Source organism: Phycicoccus endophyticus (assembly GCF_011326735.1).
GTDB classification, from domain to species: Bacteria; Actinomycetota; Actinomycetes; order Actinomycetales; family Dermatophilaceae; genus Phycicoccus; species Phycicoccus endophyticus.
Genome location: NZ_JAANCN010000009.1, coordinates 120,399 through 141,659, shown reverse-complemented (window position 1 = coordinate 141,659; position 21,261 = coordinate 120,399). Strand labels below are relative to the sequence as shown.

At 74.4% G+C, this 21,261-nt stretch carries 21 protein-coding genes and 1 tRNA gene; 13 read left to right on the top strand and 9 right to left on the bottom strand.

Annotation, left to right across the window (positions count from 1 at the left end; genetic code table 11):
• A partial coding sequence (locus G8D98_RS11460) for an integrase core domain-containing protein (protein ID WP_166103182.1) occupies positions 1–346 on the top strand: 346 nt, incomplete at its 5' end.
• Positions 347–604: 258 nt separating this feature from the next.
• Here G8D98_RS11460 and G8D98_RS11455 read toward each other — a convergent pair.
• Together G8D98_RS11455 and G8D98_RS11450 are read right to left on the bottom strand one after the other, a co-directional pair.
• Positions 605–691: transfer RNA gene (locus tag G8D98_RS11455), tRNA-Ser, on the bottom strand.
• An 80-nt stretch (positions 692–771) separates the two neighbouring features.
• The gene (locus G8D98_RS11450; RefSeq protein WP_373868506.1) at positions 772–1,242 is read right to left on the bottom strand and encodes a nucleoside deaminase; all 471 of its coding nucleotides are present in this window, start codon (positions 1,240–1,242) and stop codon (positions 772–774) included.
• Between the two features lie 16 nt (positions 1,243–1,258).
• Here G8D98_RS11450 and upp point away from each other — a divergent pair, with 16 nt between their 5' ends.
• The 3 genes from upp (at position 1,259) to G8D98_RS11435 (ending at position 3,085) form a co-directional block, all read left to right on the top strand.
• Entirely contained in the window at positions 1,259–1,900 is a 642-nt protein-coding gene (upp, locus tag G8D98_RS11445) for a uracil phosphoribosyltransferase (RefSeq protein WP_166103179.1), read from the top strand.
• Between the two features lie 111 nt (positions 1,901–2,011).
• A complete protein-coding gene (locus G8D98_RS11440) occupies positions 2,012–2,179 on the top strand; it encodes a hypothetical protein (RefSeq protein ID WP_166103177.1) in 168 nt (55 codons plus the stop codon).
• A 3-nt stretch (positions 2,180–2,182) separates the two neighbouring features.
• The gene (locus tag G8D98_RS11435; protein ID WP_166103174.1) at positions 2,183–3,085 is read left to right on the top strand and encodes a PH domain-containing protein; all 903 of its coding nucleotides are present in this window, start codon (positions 2,183–2,185) and stop codon (positions 3,083–3,085) included.
• 19 nt (positions 3,086–3,104) lie between these two features.
• Here G8D98_RS11435 and purF read toward each other — a convergent pair whose 3' ends face one another.
• Both purF and G8D98_RS11425 read right to left on the bottom strand, forming a co-directional pair.
• A complete protein-coding gene (purF, locus tag G8D98_RS11430; RefSeq protein WP_166103171.1) occupies positions 3,105–4,721 on the bottom strand; it encodes an amidophosphoribosyltransferase in 1,617 nt (538 codons plus the stop codon).
• A 57-nt stretch (positions 4,722–4,778) separates the two neighbouring features.
• The gene (locus G8D98_RS11425) at positions 4,779–5,021 is read right to left on the bottom strand and encodes a hypothetical protein (RefSeq protein WP_166103169.1); all 243 of its coding nucleotides are present in this window, start codon (positions 5,019–5,021) and stop codon (positions 4,779–4,781) included.
• 110 nt (positions 5,022–5,131) lie between these two features.
• On the opposite strand from G8D98_RS11425, the gene G8D98_RS11420 reads away from it, so the two are divergent.
• The 4 genes from G8D98_RS11420 (at position 5,132) to G8D98_RS11405 (ending at position 8,797) form a co-directional block, all read left to right on the top strand.
• Entirely contained in the window at positions 5,132–6,706 is a 1,575-nt protein-coding gene (locus G8D98_RS11420) for a molybdopterin-dependent oxidoreductase (RefSeq protein WP_166103166.1), read from the top strand.
• Positions 6,707–6,808: 102 nt separating this feature from the next.
• Entirely contained in the window at positions 6,809–7,456 is a 648-nt protein-coding gene (locus tag G8D98_RS11415) for a fasciclin domain-containing protein (RefSeq protein ID WP_166103163.1), read from the top strand.
• A 22-nt stretch (positions 7,457–7,478) separates the two neighbouring features.
• A complete protein-coding gene (gene sigK, locus G8D98_RS11410; protein ID WP_205859768.1) occupies positions 7,479–8,081 on the top strand; it encodes an ECF RNA polymerase sigma factor SigK in 603 nt (200 codons plus the stop codon).
• Entirely contained in the window at positions 8,078–8,797 is a 720-nt protein-coding gene (locus G8D98_RS11405) for an anti-sigma factor (protein ID WP_166103160.1), read from the top strand. Before sigK ends, G8D98_RS11405 begins: the two co-directional genes overlap by 4 nt.
• Here the strand turns inward: G8D98_RS11405 and G8D98_RS11400 are convergent.
• Positions 8,781–9,650 (bottom strand): LLM class flavin-dependent oxidoreductase, encoded by an 870-nt coding sequence (locus G8D98_RS11400; RefSeq protein ID WP_308788833.1) that lies wholly within the window; start codon positions 9,648–9,650, stop codon positions 8,781–8,783. The two genes, G8D98_RS11405 and G8D98_RS11400, sit on opposite strands and share 17 nt — an antisense overlap.
• On the bottom strand, positions 9,647–10,024 hold the full coding sequence (locus G8D98_RS11395; RefSeq protein ID WP_166103157.1) for a sterol carrier family protein: 378 nt from the start codon (positions 10,022–10,024) through the stop codon (positions 9,647–9,649). Before G8D98_RS11395 ends, G8D98_RS11400 begins: the two co-directional genes overlap by 4 nt.
• A 38-nt stretch (positions 10,025–10,062) precedes the next feature.
• On the opposite strand from G8D98_RS11395, the gene G8D98_RS11390 reads away from it, so the two are divergent.
• Complete coding sequence (locus G8D98_RS11390) at positions 10,063–10,866, top strand: spermidine synthase (protein WP_166103155.1); 804 nt, start codon at positions 10,063–10,065, stop codon at positions 10,864–10,866.
• A gap of 29 nt (positions 10,867–10,895) precedes the next feature.
• On the opposite strand, the gene purL is transcribed toward G8D98_RS11390, so the two are convergent.
• Positions 10,896–14,795: a phosphoribosylformylglycinamidine synthase gene (gene purL / locus G8D98_RS11385; protein ID WP_166103152.1), complete on the bottom strand. Its 3,900-nt coding sequence runs from the start codon at positions 14,793–14,795 to the stop codon at positions 10,896–10,898.
• A 196-nt stretch (positions 14,796–14,991) separates the two neighbouring features.
• The gene (locus G8D98_RS11380; protein ID WP_166103150.1) at positions 14,992–15,924 is read right to left on the bottom strand and encodes a phosphoribosylaminoimidazolesuccinocarboxamide synthase; all 933 of its coding nucleotides are present in this window, start codon (positions 15,922–15,924) and stop codon (positions 14,992–14,994) included.
• A 90-nt stretch (positions 15,925–16,014) separates the two neighbouring features.
• On the opposite strand from G8D98_RS11380, the gene G8D98_RS11375 reads away from it, so the two are divergent.
• From G8D98_RS11375 to G8D98_RS11365, 3 genes are read left to right on the top strand one after another with little or no spacing between them, the layout of a single operon-like run.
• Positions 16,015–16,455, top strand: a complete 441-nt coding sequence (locus G8D98_RS11375; protein WP_166103148.1) for a MarR family winged helix-turn-helix transcriptional regulator — start codon at positions 16,015–16,017, stop codon at positions 16,453–16,455.
• A 44-nt stretch (positions 16,456–16,499) separates the two neighbouring features.
• Positions 16,500–17,714, top strand: a complete 1,215-nt coding sequence (locus tag G8D98_RS11370) for an MFS transporter (protein WP_166103146.1) — start codon at positions 16,500–16,502, stop codon at positions 17,712–17,714.
• Positions 17,715–17,763: 49 nt separating this feature from the next.
• Positions 17,764–18,684 (top strand): LLM class F420-dependent oxidoreductase, encoded by a 921-nt coding sequence (locus G8D98_RS11365; protein WP_166103143.1) that lies wholly within the window; start codon positions 17,764–17,766, stop codon positions 18,682–18,684.
• Between the two features lie 16 nt (positions 18,685–18,700).
• On the opposite strand, the gene purD is transcribed toward G8D98_RS11365, so the two are convergent.
• Complete coding sequence (purD, locus tag G8D98_RS11360) at positions 18,701–19,990, bottom strand: phosphoribosylamine--glycine ligase (RefSeq protein ID WP_166103141.1); 1,290 nt, start codon at positions 19,988–19,990, stop codon at positions 18,701–18,703.
• Between the two features lie 291 nt (positions 19,991–20,281).
• On the opposite strand from purD, the gene G8D98_RS11355 reads away from it, so the two are divergent.
• A complete protein-coding gene (locus tag G8D98_RS11355; RefSeq protein ID WP_166103139.1) occupies positions 20,282–21,238 on the top strand; it encodes a glycine betaine ABC transporter substrate-binding protein in 957 nt (318 codons plus the stop codon).
• The last annotated feature ends 23 nt before the right edge of the window (positions 21,239–21,261 follow it).

The window sequence follows — 21,261 nt, the reverse complement described above, 5'->3', positions numbered from 1 at the left end:
GAGCAACTACAGTCCATCCCACAAGCCGGTGGTGCAACGATCGATTGAACCCAGCCAATTCCGAAGCCGCAAGCACGTCCTGGCGCTGCACCGTCACGGCATGGTCAGGTCGATGGGACGGGTCGGAGCCTGCGGCGACAACGCCGCCATGGAGAGCTTCTTCTCCCTCCTCCAGAAGAACGTCCTCGACCGCCGCCCCTGGGCCACCCGCGAGCAGCTCCGCATCGCGATCGTCACCTGGATCGACCGCACCTACCCCCGACGCCGGCGGCAGGACGCCCTCGGCGGATTGACCCCCATCGAGTACGAGACCATCAAGACCACACCGGCCACTCAGGCCGCCTAACCCCACCGGTCACCTATCGGTGCAGCAGTCCCGACCACGAGCCACAACCGAACGCCGAACCGAGACCCCCTCAGCCACGCTGCAGGGGGCGCACGTCGTGCCTCGGCGCCGAACCAGGCGGCCGGATTGGCCACTCCACCCGCCCGGCGCGACCCACTTGACGCAAAAGAAGCCGCCCGCTGGCCCCGGTCAGGGCCAGCGGGCGGTCTCATCCGACTTTCGTCGGTAGTTCTCACGACTTTCGTCGGGAGCCCCGCGCGGTGGCGGTGGGATTTGAACCCACGGAGGGCGTAAACCCTCACACGCTTTCGAGGCGTGCTCCTTAGGCCGCTCGGACACGCCACCGCCGCAGAGGCTACCGGAGGGCCGCACGGGACCGAAATCCGACCTCGCCGGCGCCGAGCCCCCTGCGAGACCCCACCGGGTCAGTCCCGGTGGCCGGCGAAGAAGCCGCGCACGAGCCGGGCGCACTCCTGCTCACGGACCCCACCGAGGACCTCCACCCGGTGGGTGACCCGCCGGTCGCGGGGCACGTCCCACACCGACCCGCAGGCCCCGAGCTTGGGGTCCCAGCCGCCGAAGACCACCCGCGCCACCCGCGCGAGCACGAGCGCGCCGGCGCACATCGGGCACGGCTCCATCGTCACGACGAGGTCGCAGCCCTCCAGCCGCCAGGAGCCGAGAACGCCGGCCGCCGCCCGCAGGGCGACGACCTCGGCATGACCGGTCGGGTCACCGTGCGCCTCGCGGACGTTCCACCCCTCGCCGAGGACGGTGCCGTCCGGCCCCGCGACCACCGCGCCGACGGGGACGTCCCCCGCCGCGGCCGCCCGCCGGGCGAGCGCCAGGGCACGGTCCATCAGGGCGAGGTCGCGCCCGTCCGCCGGTGTCGTCACGCGCTAAGTTTCACCCATGCGCGTGATCAACCCGGACCACAGGCTCATCGCCCACAAGCTGACCTACCTCCGGGACGAGCGGACCGACTCGCCGACCTTCCGGCGGCTCGCCGAGGAGCTGATGACCCTCCTCGCCTACGAGGCCACCCGCGAGGTGCGCGTGGAGCCGTTCGCCATCCGCACCCCGGTGGCCCCGACGACCGGCATCAAGCTGTCCAACCCCAAGCCGCTCGTCGTGCCCATCCTGCGCGCCGGCCTCGGGATGCTCGAGGGGATGGTGCGCCTCCTGCCGAGCGCCGAGGTGGGGTTCCTCGGGATGCAGCGCGACGAGGAGACCCTCGAGCCGGTCACCTACGCCAACCGCCTGCCCGAGGACCTCTCGGGCCGCCAGGTGTACGTCCTGGACCCCATGCTCGCGACCGGCGGGTCCATGGCCGACGCCATCCACTACCTGCTCGAGCGTGGCGCGGACGACATCACCGCCGTGTGCCTGCTCGCGGCCCCGGAGGGCATCGCCCACCTCGAGGAGTCGGTGGGCACGGCCGCCTGCCCGGTCACCCTCGTCACGGGAGCCATCGACGAGCGGCTCAACGAGGTGGGCTACATCGTCCCCGGGCTCGGCGACGCCGGCGACCGGCTCTACGGCCTCGCCCAGTAGCGGCACCGGGCGACACGCCCGACCGACGACCTCTCCAGTCCCACCCGTCACATCTGGGAGCATCGGGGGCAGCGTGCAGCCCCCGCACGCCCACCGCAGGAGGACGTCGCCATGCCACCGGTCAAGAGGATCGTGCTGTGGCTCGTCGTCGTCTTCCTCCTCTACGCGATCCTTACCTCCCCCGACTCGGCGGCCGACATCTTCGGCTCGGCGTGGGAGGTCGTAGCCAACGGGGTCCGCAACATCGGGCGGTTCTTCGACAGCCTGCTCCAGGGCTGACCCGTGCCGCGGGTTCACGCCGTCGCGGACGGGACCCCGGACAGCGTCGAGGTCGACCTGGGGGTGATGCCCCGGCGGGTCCGCGAGAGCCTGCTCGCCCAGCTCGCCGAGGGCGAGCGCATCGTCATCCGCACCCGCCAGCACCCGCTCGTGCTCGCCCGGCACGCGCTGTGGCCCCTGCTCGCCGCCTGGGCCTGGTGGTGGCTGGTCGTCGACGTCGAGGCCGCCCCGCGGCTGATCGACCTGGTCCTGCTCGTGTTCCTCGTCGGCCTCGCGCGGCTGGCGTGGAAGGAGCTCGGGCGGCGCTACACGTGGTTCGTCGCGACGAACAAGCGCATCCTCAAGCACGAGGGGATCCTCACCCGCACGGTGCCGATGATGCGGCTGACCAAGGTCACCGACATGACCTACCACCGCACCGTGGGCGGTGAGATCTGGAACTACGGGACGATCGTCATCGAGAGCGCCGGGCAGCAGCAGGCCATCCGCGAGCTGCGCTACATCCCCGACCCGGACGAGGTCAACGCCGCGCTGAACTCGGAGATCTTCGGCGAACGCCCCCGGCGACGCCGCCCGGGGCGGCCGCGGCCGTGGTCCCGCCTCGTGCGCCGCGACCCGCCACCGGACCCGCCGGGCGACGGAGGGCAGCCCCGGGGTGGCCCCGGCGGCGAGGACCCCGGCGGTGGCGGCCGCGCCCGCCCGCCCGCCCCCCCGAGCGAGCCCGAGACGTGGTACCGCAGCTCGGGCCGGCGCCCGACGGGCCGGCTGGGCGACACCGGTGAGATCCCCGTGGTCCGCGCGGGTGAGGACCCGGCCGACCAGGACGCGTGGGCGGCGGAGGACACCGACGGGCAGGCCCGCGAGATCCCCCTCTACCCGCCACCGGAGTGGGTGGACCGGGCCTGAGGGCCGGCCGTCCACGGCCTCAGGGCCGCAGGACCGCCTCCGAGGCGCCGCCGGCGGCGGAGGTCTGCACACCGTCGACGTCGAGCACGGGCGCCTCGAGCGCCGTGACCTGACGGCTGGGGTGGCGCTGGCCGACCGCGCGCCCCTCGGGCGCCTCGTCGTGGCCCAGGGGGAGCTCGAGCTCGAGAACGCCCTTGCCGAGCCGCCCGTCCTCGGGCAGCGGCACGGGGTACTGGCCGCTGAAGCACGCCGTGCACAGGCGCTCGCGCGGTTGGCCGGTGGCCTCGACCATCCCGTCCTCGGAGATGTACCCGAGGCTGTCGGCGCCGATCGAGGTGCACACCTCCTCGACCCCGAGCCCGGTCGCGATGAGCTCGGCGCGCGTCGCGAAGTCGATCCCGTAGAAGCACGGCCACCGCACCGGCGGCGAGGAGATGCGCACGTGCACCTCGGCGGCGCCCGCCTCGCGCAGCATCCGCACCAGGGCCCGCTGCGTGTTGCCCCGGACGATCGAGTCGTCGACGACGACGAGGCGCTTGCCCTTGATGACGTCCCGCAGCGGGTTGAGCTTGAGGCGGATGCCCAGCTGGCGGATGGTCTGCGAGGGGGCGATGAACGTCCGCCCCACGTAGGAGTTCTTGACCAGCCCCTGGCCGTAGGGGATGCCCGACTCCTGGGCGTAGCCGATCGCCGCCGGCGTGCCGGACTCGGGGGTCGGCATCACCAGGTCGGCGTCGACGGGGTGCTCCCGCGCGAGGGCACGACCCATGTCGACGCGCGACTCGTGCACGACCCGCCCGGCGATCGTCGTGTCCGGCCGGGCGAGGTAGACGTACTCGAAGACGCAGCCCTTGGGCCGGAGCTCGGCGAAGCGCTGCGAGCGCAGGCCGTCCTCGTCGATGGCGACGAGCTCCCCGGGCTCGACCTCGCGCACGAACGACGCACCGACGATGTCGAGCCCGGCCGTCTCCGAGGCCACGACCCAGCCCCGCTCGAGGCGGCCGATGACGAGCGGCCGGATGCCCTGGGGGTCGCGGGCCGCGTAGAGGGTGTGCTCGTCCATGAAGACGAGACAGAAGGCGCCCCGGAGCATGGGCAGCACCTCGAGGGCGGCCGCCTCCACGGTGCGGTCGGGGTCGGCGGTGAGCAGCGCGGTCACCAGGGCGGTGTCGGTCGTGTTCCCCCGGGCCATCTCCCCCCGGTGCGCCTCGACCCGCCCCCCGGCGATGAGGTCGCGCAGCTCGGCGGAGTTGATGAGGTTGCCGTTGTGCGCGAGGGCGACCGTGCCGCCGGAGTGCCCGTCGAGGGTGGGCTGGGCGTTCTCCCACGTCGACCCGCCGGTCGTCGAGTACCGGCAGTGCCCGACCGCGAGGTGGCCGACGAGGGAGGCGAGCGAGCGCTCGTCGAAGACCTGGGAGACCAGGCCCATGTCCTTGTAGACGAGCAGGCGCTGGCCGTCGGAGGTGGCGATGCCCGCCGACTCCTGGCCGCGGTGCTGGAGGGCGTAGAGCCCGTAGTAGGCGAGCTTGGCGACCTCCTCACCGGGCGCCCACACCCCGAAGACGCCGCACGCGTCCTGGGGCCCCTTCTCGCCGGGCAGGAGGTCGTGGCTGAGGCGTCCGTCTCCGCGTGGCACGGGCCTCATCCTCTCACGCCGCGGCCCCGCGGGGCCGGGTCCCGGCGGCCGGGACGCTCAGGGACGGTCGGCACGCCGGTCGACGAGCAGGGCGAGCAGGGCCGCGAGCAGCCCGAGGAGGCAGGCGCCGAGCAGACCGAGGTAGCCGACGGCGGCCGTCGGGGAGTACTGGCCCTGGACGAGGACGGAGTCGGGGTCCTCGAACCAGCCGAAGTCGGCGACGGCGGCGCCGAGGAGGAACCCGAGGGCCGCCCCCGTGAGGATGAACGGGAGGAAGCGGGGGCGATGCGCTGGTGTCACGATCCTTACGGTAGGCGACTCCCGGTCGCCCGCACGCCGGCGGACCCTCGAGGATGGGGGCGTGAGCTGCTCCCGCCATCCGGCGCCCGGCGCCGGTCCGAACACCTGACATGACGACGACCTCCCCGACCCGCCACCGCCCGCGCGCGCGGTGGTACGCGGCAGCCGCCCTGCTCGCGACCGCTGCCGGAGCGGGAGTCGGCCACCTCGTCGCGGGTCTCGTCGCCCCCGAGGCCTCCCCGGTGCTCGCCGTCGGGTCCACGGTCGTCGACCTCACCCCGACCCCGGTCAAGGAGTGGGCCGTCGCCACCCTCGGCACGGCGGACAAGCCCGTGCTCGTCTCCACGGTGGCCGTCGTGACCCTCCTGCTCGCCGCCGGGGTGGGCGCGCTCGCGCGCACCCGGCGGGCCCTCGGGCTCTCGCTGCTCGCACTGCTGGCCCTCCTCGGCCTCGTCGCGGCGGCGAGCCGGCCGGCCGCCGAGGCTCTCGTCATCCTCCCGGGCTTCGTCACCGCCGCCGTGGGCCTGCTCGGCGCCGGCTGGCTCATGGGCCGGCTCGACGCCCTCGGCGTCGCGGCGGGCGACCCGGCCGCGGACGGGCAGGCGGCACCCGCCCCGCGCGCGGACGGGACGGGCGCTCGTCGGTCGGTGCTGCTGGCTGCCGGCGGCCTCGGGGTCCTCGCCGCGGCCGGAGGCGGCCTCGGCCAGGCGCTGGTCCGCCGGGGCGGGAGCACCGAGGTCGTGCTCCCCGCGCCCGCCGAGCCGCTGCCCGCCCTGCCGGCGGGTCTGGAGCGGACGGTGCGCGGGGTGAGCTCCCTGCGGACCCCGGCCTCGGACTTCTACCGGATCGACACCGCGCTCGTCGTGCCCCGGGTCGACCCCGACGGCTGGGAGCTGCGTGTCGACGGCATGGTCGAGCGGCCCTACACCCTCTCCTGGGAGGAGCTGCTCGCGATGCCCATGGTCGAGAAGGACGTCACGCTCACGTGTGTCTCCAACGAGGTCGGCGGGCCGTACGTCGGCGGTGCCCGGTGGCTCGGCGTCCGGGTGCGCGACCTGCTCGAGCGGGCCGGCCTGCGCGACGGGGTCGAGCAGGTCTTCAGCACCTCGACCGACGGGATGACGATCTCGACCCCGGTGCAGGCGCTCACCGACGACCGGGACGCGCTCGTGGCCGTCGGCATGAACGGGTCGCCGCTGCCGCGCCCGCACGGCTTCCCCGCCCGGCTCGTCACCCCGGGTCTCTACGGCTTCGTCGGGGCGACCAAGTGGCTCACCCGGATGACCGCGTCCACCTACGCGCAGGACACCGCCTACTGGACCGAGCGCGGCTGGGCCACGCGCGGGACGATCTACACCCAGAGCCGGATCGACACCCCGCGGTCGCTCACGACCCTCCCGGCCGGCCGGACGCTCGTCGGCGGGGTGGCCTGGGCGCAGCAGCGCGGCATCGCACGCGTCGAGGTCCGGGTCGACGAGGGCGAGTGGCGCCGTGCCACGCTCGGGCCGGACGCCGGGGTGGACTACTGGCGGCAGTGGTACCTCGAGTGGGACGCGACGCCCGGGCGACACACCCTGCAGTCGCGTGCCACCGACGAGGACGGGTCGACCCAGACACCCGAGCGGCAGGAGCCCTTCCCTCGGGGCGCGACGGGATGGCACACGGTCGTCGTCACCGTCGAGTAGAACGCCTCCCGCCCGGCGGAACCGTTGGCCCGCAACCCATCCGCCGCCGCCGTGGTGCCGAACCCCTGGTGCACGAACGTCACCGACCACCAGGAGACCCCGATGCGTACCACCCGAACCACCCTCGCCGCCGTGGCGCTCGCCCTCCCGCTCGCGCTCGCCGCCTGCGGCTCGGACGACTCGACGAGCGGTTCCGGCGCCGGCGACCCCACGAGCAGCTCCGCCGCTCCCTCGACCAGCTCATCGGAGTCCATGGGCTCGGACGCGATGGGCGAGCCCTTCGGTGCGGCCTGCGCCGACGTCCCGCAGGACGGTGCCGGCTCCTTCGACGGGATGGCCGAGGAGCCGGTCGCCACCGCCGCGAGCAACAACCCCGTCCTGTCCACCCTCGTCACCGCCGTCGGCAAGGCGGGGCTCGGCGACACGCTGAACTCGGCCGAGGACATCACGGTCTTCGCCCCGGCGAACAGCGCCTTCGAGGCCCTGCCCAAGGACACGATGGACGCCGCGATGGCCGACCCGAAGGGCCTGCTCACCGACGTCCTGACCAACCACGTCGTCGAGGGCCGGCTCTCGCCGGACGAGCTCCCCGGTGAGCACCAGACCCTCGGTGGCGGCACGATCGAGGTCATGGGCTCCGGGGAGGACTTCACCGTCGACCCCGGCGACGCGACCGTCGTCTGCGGGAACGTCCAGACCGCGAACGCCACGGTCTACATCATCGACCAGGTCCTCGTCCCGGAAGGCTGACCCGTCGGCGATGATGGACCGCATGCCAGCCGCCCCCGAGGGTCCGCGTGCGCGCCGGCCCTCGGGGGCGGCTGCGCCCGCCCCCGACCTGAGCGACCTGCTGCGTCGGTCGGCCCGGGGCGAGGAGGAGGCGTTCGGGCAGCTGTACGACGCGACCGCGCGCCGCGTCTACGGGCTCGTCCTGCGGGTCGTGCGCGACCCGGCGATGTCCGAGGAGGTGACCCAGGAGGTGTACCTCGACGTGTGGCGCACCAGCTCCCGCTTCGACCCGGACCGCGGGAGCGCGCTGTCCTGGCTGCTGACGATCGCCCACCGCGCGGCCGTGGACCGGGTCCGCTCCAGCGAGGCCTCGCGCCGGCGCGAGGACGCCCACGCAGCGGCCACCCGCGGCGTCGCCTTCGACGAGACGGCCGAGGCCGCGCACGGCGCCCTCGAGGCACAGCGGGTCCGGCGGGCGCTGGGCACGCTGACCGAGGTCCAGCGCAGCGCCGTCGAGCTGGCCTTCCTCGGCGGGTACACGCACACCGAGGTCGCCCGGCTGCTCGACCTTCCGCTCGGCACCGCCAAGACCAGGATCCGGGACGGGCTCATCCGCCTCCGGGACACGTTGGGAGGACCGGCATGAGCCCCGACCTGCACCACCTCACCGGTGCGTACGCGGTCGACGCCCTCGACGCCGAGGAACGGGCCGCGTTCGAGCGCCACCTGCCCGGGTGCGCCGCCTGCCGCGACGAGGTGGCCGAGCTGCGTGCCGCGGCCCAGACCCTCGGGGCGCTCACCGAGGCGACCCCGCCGGTCGGGCTGCGAGCCGCGGTCCTCGGCGGAGTCTCCACGGTTCGCCCGCTGCCACCTCGGGACGAGGCCGACTCGGTGCTCCCCCTCCGGCGCCGACGCCGGGCCCGGGCGGCATCCTGGCTCGCCGCCGCGGCGGCCGTCGTGCTGCTCGTGGCGGGCGGCCTCGCGTGGAGCCCGTGGTCACGCGAGGAGCCGGCGCGCACGGCGCTCGAGCAGGTCGAGCGGGCCACCGACGCCGCGACGGTGACGAGCCGTAGCGGCGAGGTCACGGCGACGCTCGCCTACAGCCACGAGCTGGACCGCTCGGCGATCGCGGTGTCCGGCCTGCCCTCCGCCCCCGAGGGGAAGACCTACCAGCTGTGGTACATCGGGGCCGACGAGTCCGCCCGGGGTGCGGGGTTCCTCGTCCCCGCCGACGACGGGGAGGGCGAGAGCGTCCTGCGCGGCAGCCTGCGTGGAGCCAAGGCCGTCGGTGTCACGCTCGAGCCGGCCGGCGGCTCGCCCGAGCCGACGACCGACCCCCTCATGGTCATGTCCCTGACCTGAGCGTGCCGGCGACCTCCTCGAGCACGGCCGGGTCCCCGCGGTACGGGGAGTCCTGCCGCGGCCAGTGGCAGACGACGTCGGTGAAGCCGAGCTCCACGGCCCGCCCGGACATCTCCGCGTACAGGGCGGCCGACTCCAGCGAGAAGCGCGGCGAGGAGTCCAGCGAGAGGTAGCGGTCCAGGGCGGGGCGCCCGGCGGCGTCGGCGGCCTCGCCGAAGCGTTCGGCGAGCTCGGCGACGTGCGCGAACCACTCCGCGAGGGTCTCACCCCGGCCGCCGTAGGTCACCCACGCGTCCCCGTACCTCGCCGCCAGCGCGATCGACCGGGGCCCGTTCGCCGCGACGAGCAGCGGGACGCGGTGGCGGACCGGTCCGGGCAGCGTGCGCGCGTCGCGGGTGGTGTACCAGCGCCCGGTGTGCTCGACGTGGTCCTCACGCAGCAGCCGGTCCAGCAGGGGGACGAACTCGTGGAACCGGTCGACCCGCTCGCGCAGGCCGAGATCCGCGCCGAGCAGCCGCGCGTCCAGGTCGCCGCCGGCTCCCACGCCGCACCGGAAGCGGCCCCCGGTCAGGTCCTCGAGGGTGATGACGTCCCGGGCGTACGCGTAGGGGTGGTTCTGGTTCGGCGAGGAGACGAAGGTTCCCAGCCCGATCCGCTCGGTGACCCCTGCCGCGGCGGCCAGGGTGGGCATCGCGCTGCGCCACGGACTGTCCGGCAGGCCGCCCCAGACGAGGTGGTCGTAGGTCCAGGCGTGGTCGAATCCGAGCTCCTCGACGGCCCGCCACCGCGGGGCGCTCTCCCGCCAGGGCTCGTCGGTGAGCAGGACGACCCCGTGCCGCAGTGGTCGGCTCACCGCGGCGCCTGGCGCACGAGCGGCAGGAGGGCCGACAGGTCGGCCCGCGTCCCGCTGACGCGCAGCACGCCCTCCGCGAGCGCCTGGGCCCACGTCGTGGAGCCGAGGACGAGGTACAGCCAGGTCTCGCCGTCGGTCTCGACGACGTTGGGCGGCGTCCCGCGGGTGTGCCGGGGGCCCTCGACGCACTGGACGACCCCGAAGGGCGGGACGCGCACCTCGACACTGCGCCCGGGCGCCCGGGCCGCGAGCTCCTCGAGCGTGTAGCGCACGGCGGTCGCCCGGGTGGCCCGGTCGGTGCCCTCGGGGTCGGCGTGCCAGGCGCGCAGCGCCGAGCGGCCGAGCTCGGGGTCGGTGCGGCGGCGGGGCGGCATGGCCAGACGCTACAACGGCGAGGCCGTAGCCTGCCGCCGTGGGCGAGGCGCGGGTGGAGACCGAGGAGGGGGTGGCCACCCTGCTGCTCGACGGGTTCCCCCAGTCCGCGGTCGACCTCGAGGACGAGACGGTGCTGCACTTCGAGTACGTGCAGCACCTGGCCCTCGCCCTCGACGTGCTCCGACCCGGGCGCAGCCTGCGGGTCACGCACGTCGGCGGCGGGGCCCTGTCCCTGCCCCGCTGGGTGGCGCTCACCCGCCCCGGGTCGCCGCAGGTCGTCCTCGAGCCCGACGCCGCCCTGACCGAGCTCGTGCGGCGCCGGCTGCCGCTGCCACGGGGGCACCGCATCCGGGTCCGGCCGGTCGGCGGTGCGGAGGGAATGGCCGCGCTCCGCGACGCGAGCGCCGACGTCGTCGTCCTCGACGCGTTCGTCGACGGCCGGCTGCCGGCGGAGCTGTCCACGCTCGAGTGGCTCTCCGGCGCCCGCCGCGTCCTCGGGCCCACGGGCCTGCTGCTCGCCAACGTCCCCGACGAGCCCGGGCTGCGCTACCTGGCCCGGGTGGCCGCCGGCGCCCACGAGGCGTTCGGGCACAGTGCCCTCCTCGGCCTCCAGGAGGTCCTCAAGGGGCGCCGGTTCGGCAACGTCGTCCTGCTCGCGTCGTCCACACCCCTGGACCTCTACACGTTGCGCCGGGCGGCGGCCTCCGCCCCGCTGCCCACCGGCGTGCTGTCCCGGGCCGAGCTGGTGCGCCGCGCTCCCGGAGCGCGGCCCCTGCTAGCCGGTGAGGGCGGGATGCCCTCGCCGCCGCCGCCGGACCCGAGGGCGTGGCGGCGCCGCTGAGCCCCACGAGCGGGGCCCGGCGCCCGCCCTCAGCCGAGGAAGACCCGGGCGTTGCGGAACATCCGCAGCCAGGGGCTGTCCTGCTCGACGTCGCCGGAGGTCCACGACATCTGGATGTTGCGGGACACCCGCTCGGGGTGCGGCATCATCGCCGTGAACCGGCCGTCGACGTTCGTCACCGCGGTGAGCCCCCCGGGGGAGCCGTTGGGGTTGAACGGGTGGGTCGTCGCCGGCCGCCCCCGATGGTCGACGAAGCGGGCCACCCGCGCGACCGCGGCCTGGTCGCCGCGCGCCGAGAAGTCGGCGAGACCCTCGCCGTGGGCGACGGCGATCGGCAGCCGGCTGCCGGCCATCCCGGCGGTGAGCACCGACGGCGAGTCGAGAACCTCGACGAGGGTCAGGCGCGCCTCGTACTGCTCGGAGCGGTTGCGGGTGAAGCGCGGCCAGGCCTGCGCCCCGGGGATGAGGTCGGCGAGGGCGGCGAACATCTGGCACCCGTTGCAGATGCCGAGACCGAAGGTGTCCTCGCGGTGGAAGAAGTCGTGGAACTGCTCGGTCAGCCGCGGTGAGAACAGCACCGAGCGGGCCCAGCCCTCGCCCGCCCCCAGGGTGTCGCCGTAGGAGAAGCCGCCAGCGGCGACGAGGCCCTGGACCTCGGAGAGCGCAATCCGTCCCGTCTGCAGGTCGGTCATGTGGACGTCGAGCGCCTCGAAGCCGGCCCGGTCGAGCATGAACGCGGTCTCGACGTGGCTGTTGACGCCCTGCTCGCGCAGGACCGCGACCCGGGGTCGCACGCCGAGCGAGAGGTAGGGCGCGGCGATGTCCTCGGCCGGGTCGAAGGTCGGCTCCACGACGAGGCCGGGGTCGTCGTCGGCACCGACCGCGGCGTGCTCCTCGTCGGCACACCCGGGGTTGTCGCGCAGCACCGAGACGCGCCAGGACACCTCGTCCCACGCCTGGGCGAGGTCGCGCACCCGCTCCTGGAGCACCTGCTCGCCACCGACCCGCACCCGCACGCGGCGCTCGGAGACCGTGTGGCCGACGGTCGTGACGACCTCGCCGAGGCCGTGCGCGTCGAAGACCTCGCACACCGTGTCCAGGGCAGACATGGGGACGCCGAGGACGACACCGAGCTCCTCCGCGAACAACGCGCCCACCGACGGCACGTCGATGTCGAGGCCCATCCCGCCGGCGAAAGCCATCTCGCACACCGCGGCCCACAGCCCGCCGTCGGAGCGGTCGTGGTAGGCGGTAACGAGGCCACGCTCGCGCAGGTCGGTGAGCGCCTCGGCGAGCGCCACGAGACGCTGCGGGTCGTCGAGGTCGGGCACCTCGCGGCCGAAGGCCCCCGACACCTGGGCCAGGACCGACCCGCCGAGCCGGTCGCGGCCGGCACCCAGGTCGACGAGGACGAGCGAGGAGCCGTCGCGCAGCTGCGGGGTCCACGTGCCGCGGACGTCGGGCAGCGAGGCGAAGGCAGTGACGACCAGCGAGACCGGTGAGGTCACCTGCCGGGTGTCGCCCATGGGGTCGGTCCACCGGGTCCGCATCGAGAGCGAGTCCTTGCCGACCGGGACGGACACCCCGAGCGCCGGGCAGAGCTCCATCGCGACGGCTCGGACGGTGTCGTAGAGCGCGGCGTCCTCACCGGGCTCGCCGCAGGCGGCCATCCAGTTGCAGGAGAGCTTCACTCGCGAGAGCGCCGGGACCGGGGCGGCAAGCACGTTGGTCAGCGCCTCGGCGACCGCCATCCGCCCCGAGGCGGGGGCGTCGACCGCCGCGAGCGGCATCCGCTCGCCACTGGCCATCGCCTCGCCGGCGAAGCCGACGTGGTCGGCCAGGGTCACGGCGACGTCGGCCACCGGCACCTGCCACGGTCCGACGAGCTGGTCGCGGTGGGTGAGCCCGCCGACGGTCCGGTCGGCGATGGTCACGAGGAAGCGCTTGCTCGCCACCGTCGGATGCCGCAGCACCGCGTACGCGGCCGAGCGCACGTCGATCCCGTCGATGTCGAGGTCGTCGCCGTGGCGGGCGACCCGGGCCACGTCGCGGGTCATCCGCGGGGGCTTGCCGAGCAGGGTCTCCATCGGCATGTCGATCGGCCGGTCCTCGTCCGGGAGGTCCTCCAGGCCCTCGGCGAGGACCAGCCGGCCGTCGTCGCGGGCCACCCCGACCACCGCGTAGGGGCACCGCTCGCGCTCGCACAGCGCGGCGAACCGGTCGAGCGAGCCGGGGGCGAGGGCCACGACGTACCGTTCCTGGGACTCGTTGCACCACACCTCCTTCGGGGCCAGGCCGGACTCCTCGACCGGGACCGCGCCGAGGTCGAACCGGGCACCGAGGCCGGCGCCGTCGACGAGCTCGGGGAAGGCGTTGGACAGCCCCCCGGCGCCGACGTCGTGGATGGCGAGGATGGGGTTGTCCTGCGGCCCGAGGCTCCAGCAGTGGTTGACGACCTCCTGGGCCCGCCGCTCGATCTCGGGGTTGCCGCGCTGGACGGAGTCGAAGTCGAGGTCGGCGGCGTTGGCGCCGGCGGCCATCGACGAGGCCGCGCCACCGCCCATGCCGATGCGCATGCCCGGGCCCCCGAGCTGGACGAGCAGCGTGCCGGCCGGGAAGGCCACCTTCTCGGTGAGGTCGGCGCTGATCGTGCCCATGCCGCCCGCGCTCATGATCGGCTTGTGGAAGCCCCGGCGCACGCCGTCGACGGTCTGCTCGTACACCCGGAAGAAGCCGCCCAGGCCGGGCCGGCCGAACTCGTTGTTGAACGCCGCCGCCCCGATCGGGCCCTCGATCATGATGTCGAGCGGGCTGGCGATGTGCCGGGGGGCGCCGTACTCCTCACGCTCCCAGGGCTCCTGGGTGCCGGGGAGGTGGAGGTTGGAGACCGCGAAGCCGGTGAGCCCGGCCTTGGGCTGCGAGCCCCGGCCGGTGGCGCCCTCGTCGCGGATCTCACCACCGGCGCCGGTCGCGGCGCCGGGGAAGGGGCTGATGGCGGTCGGGTGGTTGTGGGTCTCGACCTTCATCAGGACGTGCACCTCGTCGGCACGCGGCCCGTAGGCACTGGGGCCGTCGGCCGACTCGGGCAGCCACCGGGTACGCAGGCCGCCCTCCATGACGGAGGCGTTGTCGGTGTAGGCCACGACGGCGCCCTGCCCGGCGACCTCCTCGGTGTGCCGGACCATGCCGAAGAGCGAGCGCGCCTGCGGCTCGCCGTCGACGACGAAGTCGGCGTTGAAGATCTTGTGCCGGCAGTGCTCGGAGTTGGCCTGCGCGAACATCATCAGCTCGACGTCGCTCGGGTTGCGGCGCAGCCCGGTGAAGGCGTCCACGAGGTAGTCGACCTCGTCGGGGGAGAGCGCGAGCCCGAAGTCGCGGTCGGCCTCCAGGATTGCCTCGCGCCCCCGGCCGAGGACGTCGACGCGGACCATCGCCTCGGGGTCGCGCTCCTCGAAGAGGGCCGCGGCGGCCTCCCGGCTCGCGAGGGCCGACTCGGTCATCCGGTCGTGGAGCACCTCGGCGCACCCGGCCCACTGCTGCTCGCTCAGCGGCGTCTCGCACGCCAGGTGGTACTCGGTGACCCGCTCAACGCGCCGGACCTGCACCCCACAGCTGTGCGCGATGTCGGTGGCCTTCGAGGCCCAGGGCGAGAGGGTGCCGAGCCGCGGGGCGACGACGACGGTGGCGGGGTGGTCCGACTCCGGCGTGCCCCCGAACGGCTCGCCGTAGGAGAGCAGGCGCCGGACGGTCGCGGTCGTCGCGGGGTCGAGCGCACCGTCGCTCGCGACCCAGTGCACGTGCTGGGCGGACACCGCCCTGACCTGGGGGGCGACGACGCGCAGGCGGGCGAGCACGCCGGCGGCCCGGAAGGCGGAGAGGGCGCTGCCCCCGGGGACGGTGGTCAGCACGAGGTCGTGCGGCGAGGCCATGGTGCGGGGTCTCCCGAGGGGGTGCGGCGCGGCGGCGTTGTGCCGGTCCCAGGCTACCGGCGTCGGCGCCCCTCGCGGGCCGAGGGTCAGTCGCGACCGGTCGCGACGCGGAGCTGCGCGAACTCCGTCCCGGTCGTCACGGGGATGGCCCACCCTGCGGTTCGCCAGTCCGCCCGGCCCGTCGGCTGGTCGCCGCTCATGCTGCGCCCCGGGCGGTGAAGGAGCGGCCGGTGAGCCGCTCGTAGGCCTCGACGTACTTGGCGCGGGTGCGCTCGATGACGTCGTCGGGCAGGGGTGGTGGAGCCTCGCCGGACGCCTTGTCCCAGCCACTCGCCGGGGACAACAGCCACTCCCGGACGAACTCCTTGTCGACGCTGGGCTGCGGGTGGCCGGGTTCCCACTCCTCGGCCGGCCAGAAGCGCGAGGAGTCCGGGGTGAGCACCTCGTCGGCGAGGACGAGGCCGCCGTCGACGACGCCGAACTCGACCTTCGTGTCGGCGATGATGATGCCCCGCTCGGCGGCGAGCTCGTTGCCCCGGACGAGGATCCGCGTCGTCAGGTCGCGAGCCCGGGCGGCGAGGTCGGGGCCGACGGCAGCCTCGACCTGCGCGTACGACATCGGCTCGTCGTGCTGGCCGCTCGGCGCCTTCGTCGACGGCGTGAAGAGCGGCTCGGGCAGGCGCGAGCCGTCGGTGAGGCCGTCCGGGAGCGCGATGCCACTCACCGTGCCGTCGGCGCGGTACTCGCGCAGCCCCCCACCGGTGAGGTACGCCCGGGCGACGCACTCGACCGGCAGCATGTCGAGCCGGCGCACGAGCACGGCCCGGCCGCGCACGGCGTCCGGCACGTCGGTGCTCACGACGTGGTTCGGGACGAGGTCGGCGAGCTGCTCGAACCACCACAGCGACATCCGGGTGAGCACCTCCCCCTTGTCGGGGACCGGGGTCTCCAGGACGAAGTCGAAGGCGGAGATCCGGTCCGAGGCGACGAGGAGCAGCCGGTCGGTCCGCGGGTGCCCCGCGTCGTCGAGAGGCGCGTAGAGGTCGCGGACCTTCCCGGAGTACAGGTGTGCGTACCCCGGCAGGTCGGGGGCGCTCGCAGCGGCGGAGGGCGGGGAGCCGTCGGTCATGGGCCCATCCTGGCAGGGCCCCGGCACGCCGGGCCACGAGGACGGGGCTCACCGCTTGAAATAGATAGGTTTCCTATGTAGCGTGCTCGGGTGCGGACGGACGACGTGCTCGAGGAGCTGCTGCGCTCGGCGGCCGGGCTCTCCCGGTGGGCCAGCCGGCATGCCGACCTCGAGCTGCCGTGGGCCCAGGCCCGCGTGCTGTCCCTGATCGAGGAGCTGGGGCCGGCCCGGGTCACCGCCCTCGCCGCCGCCGACGACACGAGCCAGCCGACGATGACCTGCCAGCTGCAGCGGCTCGAGGCCCAGGGCCTGGCCGCCCGCACCCCGGACCCGGCCGACGGCCGGGCCAGCCTCGTGTCCCTCACCGACGCGGGGCACGAGGCCCTGGCCGGCGCCCGCCGGGCCCGGACCGCGGCCCTGCGCCCCGTCCTGGAGGACGTCGGCGCCGACCCGCAGCGGCTCCACGCGGTCGCGAGCCTGCTCACCGAGCTGGTCGAGGCGGCCCGTCGCCGCGGCGACCCGGCCGCCTGAATTTCCACCCGTCCCCGACCACCCACCCCGGAAGGACACCGCCCATGTGGCGTCAGCCGAAGACCGTCTGGAGCGTCGCGTTCGCCTGCGTCGTCGCGTTCATGGGGATCGGCCTCGTCGACCCCATCCTCAAGCCGATCGCCGACACCCTCGGCGCGACCCCCTCGCAGGTCTCGCTGCTCTTCACGAGCTACATGGCCGTCATGGGGGTGGCGATGCTCGTCACCGGCTGGGTCTCGAGCCGCATCGGGGCCAAGCGGACCCTGCTGCTCGGCCTCGCCGTGATCATCGTCGGCGCGGGGCTCGCCGGCCTCCAGGACTCGGTCGGCGCCATCGTCGGCTTCCGGGCGGTCTGGGGCCTCGGCAACGCCCTGTTCATCGCCACGGCCCTGGCGACGATCGTCGGGGCCGCACGTGGCTCGGTCGCCCAGGCGATCATCCTCTACGAGGCCGCGCTCGGGCTCGGCATCGCCGCCGGGCCGCTCGTCGGCGGTGTCCTCGGCGGGATCTCCTGGCGCGGGCCGTTCTTCGGCGTCAGCGTGCTCATGCTCGTCGCCCTCGTCGCGACCTGGGCCACCCTCCCCGCCGGTGACGAGCGTCCGCACCCGACGCCGATCACCGCTCCGCTGAAGGCCCTGCGCCACCGCGGGCTGCTCACCGTCGGGGTCACCGCGCTGCTGTACAACTTCGGCTTCTTCACCCTGCTCGCCTTCACCCCCTTCCCCCTCGACATGTCCGCCCACGGCACCGGGCTGGTCTTCTTCGGGTGGGGGCTGTTGCTGGCCCTGACCTCCGTCGTCGTCGCCCCGTGGGTGCAGCGTCACCTCGGCACCTTCACCGGGATGGTCGGCGCGCTCCTCGGCTTCGCCGTGATCCTCGCCGTCATGGCGGTGCTCACCGACCACAAGGCCGTCCTCGTCGTCGGTGTCGTGCTCGCCGGTGGCTTCCTCGGCATCAACAACACCCTGATCACCGAGACGGTCATGAAGGTGGCGCCCGTCGAGCGCGGCGTCGCGAGCGCGGCCTACAGCTTCGTGCGCTTCAGCGGCGGCGCGGTCGCGCCGTGGCTCGCGGGGCGGCTCGGCGAGGAGTCGGTACACATCCCGTTCTGGGTCGGCGCCGGGGCCGTCGTGCTCGGCGTCCTCGTCCTCTCCACGGGCCACTCGTTCGTCCGGAGCATCGACGCCCAGCCGGGCCACGGCGCCGAGCGGATCGACTCCGAGACCGAGGCCGAGGCGCTCACCGTCGGCGACGCCTGAGGGCGATCCCGGGCGGGAGGGACGGCCCCCACTGCGTAGCGTGGGGGGCATGGACCTTCGCATCTTCACCGAGCCGCAGCAGGGCGCGACCTACGACGACCTCCTCGCGGTGGCCCGGGCGGCCGAGGACCTCGGCTACGACGCGTTCTTCCGGTCCGACCACTATCTGCACATGTCCGGGGACGGCCTGCCCGGGCCGACCGACGCCTGGACCACGCTCGCCGGGCTGGCCCGCGAGACCTCCCGCATCCGCCTCGGGACGCTCGTCACCTCGGCCACCTTCCGGCTCCCCGGGCCGCTCGCGGTGGCCGTCGCCGGCGTGGACCAGATGAGCGGGGGCCGGGTCGAGCTCGGCCTCGGCGCCGGCTGGTTCGAGGCCGAGCACCAGGCCTACGGCATCCCGTTCCCGCCGCTGCGCGAGCGCTTCGACCGGCTCGAGGAGCAGCTCGCCGTCGTCACCGGGCTGTGGTCCACCCCGGTCGGGTCGACCTACGAGCACGACGGGTCCCACTACCCGGTCAGTGCCTCCCCCGCGCTCGCCAAGCCCGTCCAGCCCGGCGGGGTGCCGATCATCGTCGGGGGCGCCGGGAAGCGCCGGACCCCCGCGCTCGCTGCCCGCTACGCCGCCGAGCTCAACGTCCCCTTCGCCTCGGTGAAGGAGACCCGCGAGCTGCTCGAGCGGGTCGACGCCGTGTGCGAGGAGCACGGGCGCGACCCGCGCAGCCTCGTGCACTCCGCCGCCCAGGTCGTGTGCGTCGGCGCGGACGACGCGACGGTGCGCCGACGGGCGGAGGCCATCGGTCGGGATCCGCAGGAGCTGCGGGCCAACGGGGTCGCCGGCAGCCCGGAGGAGGCGCGCGAGCGCGTCGGGCGGCTCGCCGACGCGGGCGTCGAGCGGCTCTACCTGCAGGTCCTCGACCTGCACGACCTCGACCACCTGGCCGACGCGCGCGCGGCCCTCGCCGGCTGAGCGCCCTCCACCACGCTCAGCCCGGGAGCGTCACCTCACCGCGCTCGGCCCGCTCGGCGATGTCCGGCCGGTGGTGCGAGCCGGGCAGGTCGACGGCGGCCACCGCCGCGTAGGCCCGCGCCCGGGCCTGGGCGAGGGTCCGCCCCCGGCCCACGACCGACAGCACCCGCCCCCCGGCGGAGACGAGCCGCCCGTCGGCGTCCAGGGCGGTGCCCGCATGGAGGACGTAGGCCTCCTCGGACGCATCCGGGGCGTGCTCGAGGCCGGTCACCGGGTCGCCGGTGCGGGGTGCGGCGGGGTAGCCGTCCGCGGCGACGACGACGGTCACGGCGTGCTCGTCGGCCCAACGCAGCGGGGGCACCTCGGCGAGGGTGCCGGTGGCCGCGGCGAGCAGCAGGCCCCCGAGGGGGGTGCGGAGCCGGTCGAGGACGACCTGGGTCTCGGGGTCGCCGAAGCGGACGTTGAACTCGATGACCCGCGGGCCGCGCGCGGTGAGCGCGAGCCCCACGTAGAGCACCCCGACGAAGGGCGTGCCGCGCCGGGCCATCTCCTCGAGCACCGGGCGGGCGATGCGCTCGGTCACGTCCGCGGCGAGCCCGTCGGGGGCCCAGTCCAGTGGGCTGTAGGCGCCCATCCCCCCGGTGTTGGGCCCGGAGTCGCCCGCCCCGACCCGCTTGAAGTCCTGCGCGGGGGCCAGCGGTAGGACCGTCCGGCCGTCACACACGCAGAAGAGCGAGACCTCCGGGCCGTCGAGGAACTCCTCGACCACGACCCGGCCGCCCGAGCGGGCCAGGCAACCCCGAGCGTGCTCGAGCGCGCTCTCCCGGTCGCCGGTGACGACCACGCCCTTGCCGCCGGCCAGGCCGTCGTCCTTGACGACGTGCGGGGCCCCGAGCGCGTCGAGCGCCTCCCGCACCTGCTCGTCGGTGGTGCACACGTGGGCCATGCCGGTGGGCACGTCCGCGGCGGACATGACCTCCTTGGCGAACGACTTGCTCCCCTCGAGCCTGGCGGCGGCCGACGACGGCCCGAAACACGGGATGCCGGCGCCCCGCAGGACGTCGGCGACGCCCTCGACGAGGGGGGCCTCCGGCCCGACGACGACGAGCCCGGCCTCGACCCGGCGGGCGAGGTCGAGCACCGCGTCGGCGTCGGTGACCCCGCCGGGGAGGGGCTCGCACCGGGCCAGCTGCGCGATCCCCGGGTTCCCCGGTGCGGCATGCACGGCGTCGACGGAGGGGTCGAGGGAGAGCGCCCGCACGAGGGCGTGCTCGCGGGCGCCGGAGCCGATGACGAGGACGTTCACGGCGCCCAGCCTAGGGGGCCGTCGACGCCCCCCGCGGCGTGCCCGCGGCGGGGTGAGGGCACGCGGGTGGCCCCGGGCACGAGGTCACGGTTGGGTCACGACCTGCCTCGGAAATTGGCTCAGGAGGGGTCGACCGCCCAGGGTGTTCGGTAGCCGGTTGCCTCGGACGGCCCGGCCACGTCGTCGTGAGCCCAGCGCGGCCCGTGGTCGCGGGGGCCCGAGGTGACCGCGTACGGAACCGAACACGTTCGACACGGACAACTCGCGACAACACGAAGGTGGTACGTACACATGCGACTGCGCAGGACTTCTCTCGCCCTGGCGGCGATGGGCCTGACGGCCGGCCTGACGCTCTCGGCCTGCGGGAGCGACGACGGCGGCGGCTCGGGCTCGGCCGGCGGCAGCGACGACGCGCTCGACGGTGTCAGCATCACCGTCGGCTCCAAGGACTTCACCGAGAACATCCTCCTCGGCAAGATCCTCGTCAAGGCGCTCGAGGCCAAGGGCGCCGACGTCACCGACAAGACCAACCTCGGCGGCTCGGCGGTCAACCGGAAGGCCCTGCTCGCCGGCGAGGTCAACGTCTCTCCCGAGTACAACGGGACGGGGTGGACGGTCTACCTGGGCCACGAGGACCCGAGCAAGGACCCGGCCGAGCTCTACCAGAAGGTCAAGGACGAGGACCTGGAGAAGAACGACCTCGCCTGGGTCGGGACCTCGCCGTTCAACGACACCTACGGCTTCGCGGCCAACGGCGACCTCGCCGAGCAGGAGGGCGGCTTCGACCTGCAGGCGATGGCCGACTACCTCAAGGCCAACCAGGACGCCACGCTGTGCCTCGAGACCGAGTTCCCCGACCGGCCCGACGGTCTCGTCCTCTTCGAGGACGCCACCGGCTACACGGTGCCGCAGAACCAGATCAAGATCCTCGACACCGGGCTGATCTACACCGAGACCGCCAAGGGCTCCTGCCAGTTCGGTGAGGTCTTCACGACCGACGGCCGGATCACCGCGCTCAACCTCGACCTCGTCGAGGACCCGGGCGTCTTCATCCTCTACAACGTCTCCTACGTCTTCCAGAACGAGGTGTACAGCAAGAACTCGGACGTCTACGACGAGGTCGCGGACGCGATCCTCGAGCCGCTCGACAACGACAAGATGGCCGAGCTGAACGCCCAGGTCGACGTCGAGGGCGACTCCGCGGACAAGGTCGCGGAGGACTACATCGACGAGATCGGGCTCGGCTGAGGCCGGCACCTCGCCCGAGCACA